This is a genomic window from Mycoplasma sp. 5370 (assembly GCF_054343435.1).
In genome coordinates this window covers 1-9,172 of sequence record NZ_JBTGVF010000028.1, presented here as the reverse complement: position 1 = coordinate 9,172, position 9,172 = coordinate 1, and the positions used below count along the sequence as shown (strand labels likewise).

Annotated in this window: 8 protein-coding genes and 8 tRNA genes; 14 read left to right on the top strand and 2 right to left on the bottom strand. The window is 24.0% G+C overall.

The window, feature by feature from the left end; genetic code table 4:
• Positions 1 to 87: 87 nt before the first annotated feature.
• On the bottom strand, positions 88 to 1,041 hold the full coding sequence (locus ACXX88_RS03550; protein WP_436358493.1) for a potassium channel family protein: 954 nt from the start codon (positions 1,039 to 1,041) through the stop codon (positions 88 to 90).
• A 38-nt stretch (positions 1,042 to 1,079) separates the two neighbouring features.
• On the opposite strand from ACXX88_RS03550, the gene tsaE reads away from it, so the two are divergent.
• From tsaE to ACXX88_RS03490, 12 genes are all read left to right on the top strand, one after another.
• Positions 1,080 to 1,475 carry a tRNA (adenosine(37)-N6)-threonylcarbamoyltransferase complex ATPase subunit type 1 TsaE gene (gene tsaE, locus ACXX88_RS03545; RefSeq protein ID WP_458559611.1) on the top strand — a complete coding sequence of 132 codons (396 nt, stop codon included), beginning with the start codon at positions 1,080 to 1,082 and terminating at the stop codon, positions 1,473 to 1,475.
• A gap of 1 nt (position 1,476) precedes the next feature.
• Positions 1,477 to 2,016: a tRNA (adenosine(37)-N6)-threonylcarbamoyltransferase complex dimerization subunit type 1 TsaB gene (gene tsaB / locus ACXX88_RS03540; RefSeq protein WP_458559610.1), complete on the top strand. Its 540-nt coding sequence runs from the start codon at positions 1,477 to 1,479 to the stop codon at positions 2,014 to 2,016.
• 226 nt (positions 2,017 to 2,242) lie between these two features.
• A complete protein-coding gene (locus tag ACXX88_RS03535) occupies positions 2,243 to 3,817 on the top strand; it encodes an ATP-binding cassette domain-containing protein (RefSeq protein ID WP_458559609.1) in 1,575 nt (524 codons plus the stop codon).
• Positions 3,810 to 5,414: an ATP-binding cassette domain-containing protein gene (locus ACXX88_RS03530; protein ID WP_458559608.1), complete on the top strand. Its 1,605-nt coding sequence runs from the start codon at positions 3,810 to 3,812 to the stop codon at positions 5,412 to 5,414. Before ACXX88_RS03535 ends, ACXX88_RS03530 begins: the two co-directional genes overlap by 8 nt.
• Positions 5,415 to 5,544: 130 nt before the next feature.
• Positions 5,545 to 5,621 (top strand) — tRNA-Pro (locus ACXX88_RS03525).
• A 1-nt stretch (position 5,622) separates the two neighbouring features.
• Positions 5,623 to 5,699: transfer RNA gene (locus ACXX88_RS03520), tRNA-Ala, on the top strand.
• Position 5,700: 1 nt separating this feature from the next.
• A tRNA-Met gene (locus ACXX88_RS03515) sits at positions 5,701 to 5,777 on the top strand.
• A gap of 25 nt (positions 5,778 to 5,802) precedes the next feature.
• A tRNA-Ile gene (locus ACXX88_RS03510) sits at positions 5,803 to 5,879 on the top strand.
• A 1-nt stretch (position 5,880) separates the two neighbouring features.
• Positions 5,881 to 5,971, top strand: a tRNA-Ser gene (locus ACXX88_RS03505).
• A 65-nt stretch (positions 5,972 to 6,036) separates the two neighbouring features.
• Positions 6,037 to 6,112: transfer RNA gene (locus ACXX88_RS03500), tRNA-Met, on the top strand.
• A gap of 2 nt (positions 6,113 to 6,114) precedes the next feature.
• Positions 6,115 to 6,191, top strand: a tRNA-Asp gene (locus ACXX88_RS03495).
• 1 nt (position 6,192) lies between these two features.
• Positions 6,193 to 6,268, top strand: a tRNA-Phe gene (locus tag ACXX88_RS03490).
• Between the two features lie 192 nt (positions 6,269 to 6,460).
• On the opposite strand, the gene ACXX88_RS03485 is transcribed toward ACXX88_RS03490, so the two are convergent.
• Entirely contained in the window at positions 6,461 to 7,459 is a 999-nt protein-coding gene (locus tag ACXX88_RS03485; RefSeq protein WP_458559607.1) for a hypothetical protein, read from the bottom strand.
• A gap of 71 nt (positions 7,460 to 7,530) precedes the next feature.
• Between ACXX88_RS03485 and ACXX88_RS03480 the strand changes: the two genes are divergently transcribed.
• Together ACXX88_RS03480 and ACXX88_RS03475 are read left to right on the top strand one after the other, a co-directional pair.
• Positions 7,531 to 8,322, top strand: a complete 792-nt coding sequence (locus ACXX88_RS03480; protein ID WP_458559606.1) for an HAD-IIB family hydrolase — start codon at positions 7,531 to 7,533, stop codon at positions 8,320 to 8,322.
• Positions 8,323 to 8,823: 501 nt separating this feature from the next.
• Positions 8,824 to 9,172, top strand: a 349-nt coding sequence (locus tag ACXX88_RS03475) for a hypothetical protein (protein WP_458559605.1), incomplete at its 3' end; no start/stop codon positions are given.

Genomic DNA, 9,172 nt, shown 5'->3' with positions numbered 1-9,172 from the left:
ATCTCTTACTAAAAAGTAAGCAAGAGAAATTTACACAAAATATCTTACACTACCAACTTGTGTTTTTCTTTGTTTATGTTCAAATAATTATTTATCACTATTTTGGTTATTTGATTCGTTTTTGTTTTGTTTTTCTGTATTTTTGGTATTTTTATGTTTTTCTTTTTTTTCAATTTTAGTTTGCACTTTTGATAAAAATGCTCCTGCAATAACCCCGGAAGGGATTGCAAAGATAGCTATACCTATAATTGACATAATTACTACTAAACTTCTAGCAATATCAGAATGGGGAGTTATATCTCCATACCCAATAGTGGTTAAAGTAATGGTAGTAAAATAAATAGCTTTAGGAAACGTATTTACATAACTGCCTAAATCTTCTTCTGGTATTTTATTGTTTTTAATATAATCTAACTCTGCATCTAAAATAATTAAAGAGAAGAGTAAAATAACAATTATTATAAAAACAAAAATATTGGTTAAAATTGTTTTTTGTGTTTTAAAAACAGAAAATAATGAAGAAAATGATGAAAATAAATTTAATAATAAAATTATTCTAATCATTCTTAAAAATTTAAAACTTTTTAATAGTGTTATTCAAGAAATATTTAGTTCTGTTGGTGTTAATAAATCAATAGAATATAATGAAGGTAATATTGATAATATTAAATTAAAAGATAAGACAGAAAATACAAAGAAAATTCTTGGATATTTATGTTTTTTTACATTTCTAACAGGAGCGCTTCACATTCACAAAAGATAGTCAAATATCATTAAAAAGAATGTGAATACCTCCATAAACCCTACTAAATGTTTGATTCCTGAAGAATCATTATTATTTAAGTAAAGTGCTAAAATTGTGGTACTGAAAATTGAAAGAATAGAAAAGAAGAAAATCACTGAAAAATATATTATTTTAGTTATTTTAACTTTTTGTTGATGTTCGTCTTTAATACCTTTCATATTTTCTCTAGTAGCAACTATATTGTCCAAAATAGTTAGAAAATAGTCACTTTTTAAAAAAAATAATTTGTTTTTCATAATTGTATTATACTAAAATGTAATAAAATTATATAAATATGAAAGATAAAATAATTTTTATAAAAAAAGAAGAAAATTTAGAAGATATAGTTAACTACATTTTTCAATTTAATTGAAAATATTTATATTTAAATGGAGATTTAGGAGCAGGAAAAACAACTTTGACAAAATTAATTGCTAAAAAGTTAGGTATTAAAGAAAATGTAGTTTCTCCTACTTTTAATAAAATGAAAGTGTATTCTAACTTAATACATATCGATGCTTATAATTTGTTAGGTGATTTAGAAGAATTTGAAGATTATTTTGAAGATAAAAAAGTTATAATCGAATGATCTAAAAATTTAAATTTAGATTATGAAAATTTTATTGCTATTGATATAAAATTTTCAAACAATGAAAGAATTTATGAAATTACTATAAATACGGAGGATTAAAATGAAAATTTTTATAGATACAACGTTAAATGATTTAGTTGTGGCTCTTTTTGATTCTCAATATAAACTTATTAATTATGTTTTAGAAACTGAATTAAAAGAAAAATCAGAAAAATTACCTTTAGTTTTTAAAAACCTTTTAGAAAGAAACAATTTTAGCTTACAAAATATTAATAGTTTTTACATTAATTTAGGTCCAGGAACATTTACAGGAAGCAGAATAGCTTTAGTTTTTTGTCGTACCATTGCACAATTAAGTAACATTAATATTTACACAACTTCTAGTTTTAATTTAGTTTCTTTACATACAAAAAATAAAGAAATTGCATATATTGATGCTCGTGGCAAATCTTCTTATAAAGCACTTGTTCAAAAAGGAAAAATCCTTTCAGATATTGAAGTGGTTGAAAGGAATCAAAACTGAGCAATTGATTATTTAGAAGTAATAAATAATTTCTTTAATTATCAAAAATTATTTAAACTAGAAGAAAATTTACTTGAAATTCAACCGATTTATGTAAAAAAACCACATATCGGTTAAGCTGGTAAAAATTTTTCTTTTTGTGTTAAAATTAAATTAGACAAAAAGAGGGAAAAATGAAAAGAAATATTTTTATTAAGAAAATTAAAAATATTATTACTATAAGTATTAGTAATTATTTTTTCATTTTTCAAGTAAATTAATTTTTTTAATAATTGTTATATTTAAAAATAAATAATTACTTGAAAAAGTAATTTTTTGTCAAAAAAAGAAAGGAAATTATTGTATGAAAAAATATTTTAGCAATAAATGAATTATCATATTTTTTACAATTTTTTATTTATTTACTATATTAAGTTCATCTCTATTAGTTTTATATTTGATAAATTTAATAGATGCAATAGAACAAAGAAATTGGGAAGAATATAATAAATTTATTATTGCAAATGCAGTTTTATCATCTTTATTTGTAATTTCAACGTTTTGTTATTTATTTTTAAAAAATAAATTAAATATGAAAATAAATCAAACATTAACAAAAGATGCTATTACAAAAATTTCTTCTATTTCTAATTATGAAATAGAGAAAAATAAAGAAGGAAAATATTTAATTTGAATTAAAGAAAGAATTCCTGAAATTACTAGTTTAGTTTTTGAACATTCCTTAGAAGGTTTTTTAAAAACTTTAACTAATATTGTAGTTTTAATCATTATGTTTTTTATAAGTTGAAAACTTGCTTTAATAGGAATTGCAGTTTTAATTTTAGCCTTTATAATTCCTTTATTTTTAAGTATTTTAGCTGGTAAGATAAATGAAAAATATATTGTAAATCAAGAAAATCTTATTTCTTCTTTACAGACAGTTTTCAATGGTTTTAAAATTTTATATTATTTAAATAAAGAAGAAAAAATTATTCAATTGGTTAATTCAATTTTGAATAATTGAATAAAAGAAATAAATACTAAAAAATCTAAAGTAATTTTGCTTGAACTAATTAATAGTTTTTTTCAAATTATTTCATCAATATTATTGCTTTTTATAGCAGGATATTTTATTTTTTATCTAAATGAACCTGTGGGAACAATTTTTGTTATACCTTCTTTCTTTATGGGATTTGCTCATAATTTTAGAGAAATAATTATGTTACTTCAATATTTTGGAACTTACAAAGAATATATTAAAGAATTTACGGGTGCAAAAGAAATTACTAAAGAAAATATCGTAAAACAAAATATAGATAAAATTGAAGTAGAATCTCTTGATTTTAACTATGAAGAAAAAGAAATTTTCAAAAATTTTAATTTTACTTTTGAAAAAGGTAAAAAATATGCCCTTATAGGAAAATCAGGATCAGGAAAATCTACTTTGTTAAATATTTTATTAAAACAAATTGATGATTATAAAGGAAATATCCGTATAAATGGAAAAGATTTAAGAGAAATTAATATAAATAATTTAAAAGAAAATTTAATATTTTTATCTAATAGAGAAGAATTGTTTTTTGATTCTATTTATAATAATATTTCTCTTTGAGAAGAGAATCAAGAGCAAAAAGTTCAACAAGCATTATTAAAAGTAAATTTAGAAAATTTAGATTTAAATAGAGAACTTAAACAAGATGATGAATTATCAGTAGGAGAGAAGCAAAGAATTAACATTGCAAGATATTTCTTTAAAAATCCAGATTTATTAATTTTAGATGAAGCAATGTCTAATATTGATGAGAAAAATGCAAAAATAATTTTAGAAAATATTTTCAAAAATAATCCCAATTTACTATTTATAAATTGTACACATCATCTTAAAAATCCAGAATTTTATGATTACGTTATAGAACTAAAAGGAGATGAAAATGAATAAAACATTAAAAAATATGAAATTTACTTTTTCTGTTTTTCTAATTTGTTCTATTTTAATAAGTCTTATAGAAATGGTTCTCTCAATTATTGAAGGTTATGCAATTGATAGTGTTTTAAAAACCTTATCATTTATTAAAAATGATCCTTTTTTAACTTTTGGTATTTTAATAATAATATTAATTTTAGCAAATGTGGTTTTATTTGTAAGTAATTATTTTTACTTTACTTTTTATAATAAGCTTTTGCTTTATGTTGCAAAAAGTATTTCTAAAAACTTTTATAGTGATTTTTTAAATACTAATGCAAAAGGGATGAAAAAATATAGTCCAGATTTAGCTTTTAATTCAATTATAAATAATGGTAGTGCAATTACATCTCAATCCATCATTCCTTTAGCACAATTAACTGCAATATTAGTGAATTTACTATTTATTTTCTTATTTTTTGGAATAACTAATTGAGTAATTTTATTAATAGTTTTAGCAATTTTTACTTTAAGTACTATTCCAAATTTAATTTCAGTTAAAAAAGCAAAAATATATACAGAACAAAAACAAATTTCTTTTAATCAACTCTCTTCTAAACTTACTTATTGAATAGATAGATATACTGTTTTATATTATGCTAATAAAGAAAATATGCTTTATTCCTTTATAGAAAAAGAAATTTTAGATTATTATTTAAAAACTTATAAAAAAGAAAGATTTAATATTTTTAATAATAGTCTTTCACAATTAGTTGTGGAAGCAGGTGAAATAATAGGAATAATTATTTTGGTATTTATGTATTTTAAAAACGATTCTTCTGTAAGTATAGGGATGATTTATATTTTTAAAAAAGTTATTGAAAATTATAAAACTGAATTTCTAGATTTTATTTCTGAATTTAAAAAATTTGTTGCTTCAAAAGAAATTTATAAACTTTTAGAAACAAATCTTGAAAAAGAAGAAAATCAGTTAAAACTTGATTCAATAGAGCAAATAGAAATTAAAAATTTAAATTTAAGTTTTGATAATAAAGTAATTTTTAAAGATTTCAATCAAACCTTTTCTAAAGGGCAAAAATACGCATTAATTGGTGCTTCTGGTTCTGGTAAATCAACACTGCTTAGTGTTTTATTAAATGATTTAGATAATTATCAAGGACAAGTTCTTATTAACAACCAAGATATAAAAACATTCAACGATAAAAGTATAAAAAATGCTATTTCTTACTTAGATAATCAAAATTTTGTTTTTGACAAAAATGTTTCTGAAAATGTTTCCTTGCTTGAAAATGATGAACAAAAAATAAAAGAAGCATTAGAATTTGTAGACTTAAATAAAGAATTAGAACAAAACGCATTTTCTAGTGATTTTGATAGTTTTACATCTTTATCTTTAGGACAAAAACAAAGACTTGCACTTTCTAGATTGATTTACTTTAATAAAGATTTTATTATTTTAGATGAATCATTATCTAATTTAAATAAAGAATTAGCACAGCAAATTTTAGATAAATTTTTAGATAGCAATAAAACTTTAATTTACGTATCACATCATTTAGATTCAAAACAATTAAATAAATTTAATAAAATAATAAATTTAAATGAAATATAATAAAATCAAGAACACTAAAATAAGTGTTCTTTTCTTATTATTTTTTTAATAAATATGCCTTTAAAAATAAATTTAAAAAAAATTATTAAAAAATATTTTGATTTTTGTATTTTATGTTATAATTTTCAACGGAGAAGTAGCTCAGCTTGGCAGAGCGCTACGTTTGGGTCGTAGTGGTCGCAGGTTCAAATCCTGTCTTCTTCACCATGGGGGGGTAGCTCACTTGGCTAGAGCGCCTGCCTTGCACGCAGGAGGTAGAGGGTTCGACTCCCTTCCTCTCCACCATGGCTCTGTAGCTCAGTTGGTTAGAGCGTTCGGTTCATACCCGAAAGGTCAAGAGTTCGACTCTCTTCGGAGCCACCATATGGAAACCCAGCGGGTTTATTTTGGACCTATAGCTCAGTTGGTTAGAGCAACCGGCTCATAACCGGTCGGTCACTGGTTCGAGTCCAGTTGGGTCCACCATGGGCAATTACCCAAGAGGCTGAAGGGACTAGTCTTGAAAACTAGCAGGGGCTTCACCGCCCGCGGGGGTTCAAATCCCTCATTGCCCGCCATTTATTATTAAATAAGGTAATAACTTAAAAATAATTCCAATGTTGTCAATTTACAACATTTATATAGCGGAGTGGAGCAGTTGGTAGCTCGTCGGGCTCATAACCCGAAGGTCATAGGTTCGAGTCCTATCTCCGCAACCAACGGTTCAGTGGTAAAGTGGTTTAATACGTCTCCCTGTCACGGAGAAGATCGCGGGTTCGATCCCCGTCTGGACCGCCATGGCTCTGTAGCTCAGTAGGTAGAGCAACGGATTGAAGCTCCGTGTGTCACTGGTTCGATTCCTGTCGGAGCCACCATTTCAAAAAATGACCTCACCTTTTGAAGGTGATTTTTTTTATTCTTTTAAAAAGAATGATTAAAGTAAAAAATGTAATTAAATCAGATAAGTAAAAACCGTTTTTCCCCATAAAACAGGCATAAACGGTTTTTTAATTAACCAAACTGGGAAACTAATAAAAAAAATCAATCTTAATAGATTGAAATATTTCTTATTTTAAAAGTAATTTAATGAATGCATGATTTTCTACCACTTCTTCTACATGTGTTGCTTCGTGAGAGTGGAAAGAAAGCATCATTAAAGTTCCTATAATTCCAATAGCAAAGAATATTAATGATCAATATCATTCTTTTTTTGAACCATTTCTTAAGTGAATGAACTCTGGAACAAGTTCTATTACAACAACAAAAGTTAGGATAGAACCACCAGAAGCATTAATTATTGGTAGTAATCATCAAATTGTTTGCAAATGTCTATTTATAAATGCACCTATAGTCATAATAGGAATTAATAAAAGAGTAGTTAATAAGTTATAAATAACTGCTTTTTTAACTGTTTGACCATATTGTACTTGTCTATAATAAACAATCAAAATTTCAATTACAATGTGAATGTTAAATGTAACAATTAAACCTACATTGATATCTTCACCTACACTTATTCTTGAAACTGTAGCTCCTAAAATAAATCCATCAATTGTTCTATGTGATAAAAGCAATAATATAGCTAATCAAGCAGATTTAGGATTATCAATATCACTAAAGTTTATAATGTGATCGCTATGACCATGTTCATTATGGTCTTTGTGAACATCAGAAACACCAAAAAAACGCACAAAAATATATCTAACAATAAAAATAGTACCAATTCCAATAATTGCTCCTGAACCAATTATTGCTAAAGTCAATAATTGTTCATTATAAACACTTTTACTTAGAAAATCTTTCAATTCATCTTGATGATGAATTTTGTGTTCGATGGTATCAAAACCTTCTCTTAAAAATCCTACTGTTCCTATAATAATTAGCATTCCTGCACTTAGGGCATATAAGTAAATATTTGAACTTCTTTTAATAGTTGGTTTTAATTTAGCAATTAGTAAAACCATTGTAATTGGTACTATTAATAATATTGATATATATATTAATAGATTAACAAAAATTGCTAAATCAATATTTCCATTAAAAGACTCAGCTTTATATGGGAACATATTTTCCTTTCTACATTAAAATTAATTATAAATTTTAGCATATTTTTTAATTAAACAAGTATAATTAACCTATGAAATTTCCAAAATTATTATTTTTAGATTTAGATGGAACACTTTTAGATAAAGGTATAGGTGTTTGAGCTAAAATGAGTGAAAAAAATAAAGATGCTGTTTTAGAATATTCAAAACAATATCCTGTTGTTATTTCAACAGGTAGAACCTTTAATCATGAAGTAGAAAAAATAACTAAATCAGTTAATGCTAAATTTATAGTATGTCAAAACGGTTCCATTATAATTGACAAAAATTTTAAGGAAATTCAAAACTATAAAATTTCTCAAGAAGTAATTAAACAAATTTTAGATGAAGTAATTAAGCAAAAACTTACTTTTGTTGCAAATCCTGGATCAATAGTTTATGGACGTGGTTTTTGAAACAAAATATATTCTTTATTTTCTCACTTTAGTCATAAAGACTATGAAGACTTTGAAATGAAAGAATTAAATAAAATTCTTGTAATAGGGCATTCAAAAAAGAAAATTAAAAATCTATTTAATGATTTAACAACTAAATTTCATAACCAAATAGATGCAAGAATCGTGGGTAAAAATTACGCAATTGAAATTACACGACAGGATTGTTCAAAAGGACAAGCAGCAAAAACCATAGCAGAATTTCTAAATATTGATTTAAAAGAATCAATGCACATTGGAGATTCTATGAATGATTCAACAACAAAAAATATTGTAGGTACTTTAGTAGCAATGAAAAGCGGTTCTAAAAGATTACAAGAAATTGCAGATATTGTAGGTCCAAGAAAACAAAATGGTGGAGTATCAAAAATACTAAAATCATTTAAATAAAAAAATAAATATTAGTCAAAACATAATAAAAAAATACGGAATCCTAAAAAAAGAATATTCCGTATTTTTCTTAAATCAAAATCTAATTTATTAAAAAATTGAAAAATTTTGATTATTTTTTTGAATAATTATGAATTTTTTTAAATAAAATGATATAATTTAAATATATGAGTAAAGTGGTTATCAAAAATTTGATTAAAATTTACAATAAAAATAAAATGTTAAATAATATTCTATTTAAAATGAAATTTAAAAGTTTTTATTTAGTATCAAAAATAGCAGTTTTATCAGAAATACTATTTTAAAAGAAGACAAAATAATGGTAATTATGATAGTGAAATTTTATTAATAACAAGTTTTTAAAAATAAAACTAAAATGATATTTTGTAAAATTTCGAAATAATATTAACTACATTACAAATATATTTTATTGAGTAAAAAGGAGTAAATAATGAAAAAATAATATTTAGTTTAACAGCAGCAACTTATGTTGCTTTACCAGTGATTTCTGTTTCTGCTTTTGGTGATTCAGAAACAGGACATTTATATGTAATAGAAATAAATGGTGTGCCTAAATCATTTAGAAATCATCAAGAAATTTTAAATGAATTGTTAAAAATAGGAAACAGAAGATTTACAAGTGCAATTGGTCTTAAAGATACAAATAATCAATATGGTCAAGTTTTTCTTGAACCAGAAAAACTTTATAAATATGATCGAGAAAAAATAAAACCTGCATACAGAGATATTTTTGGAAATTACGTTGATAATCAAAGACTTGCAATTGATTCATATATTTCTGAAAACAGAATAGTTAAAAAATACTTTGATAGTTTCAACAATCCTTTTG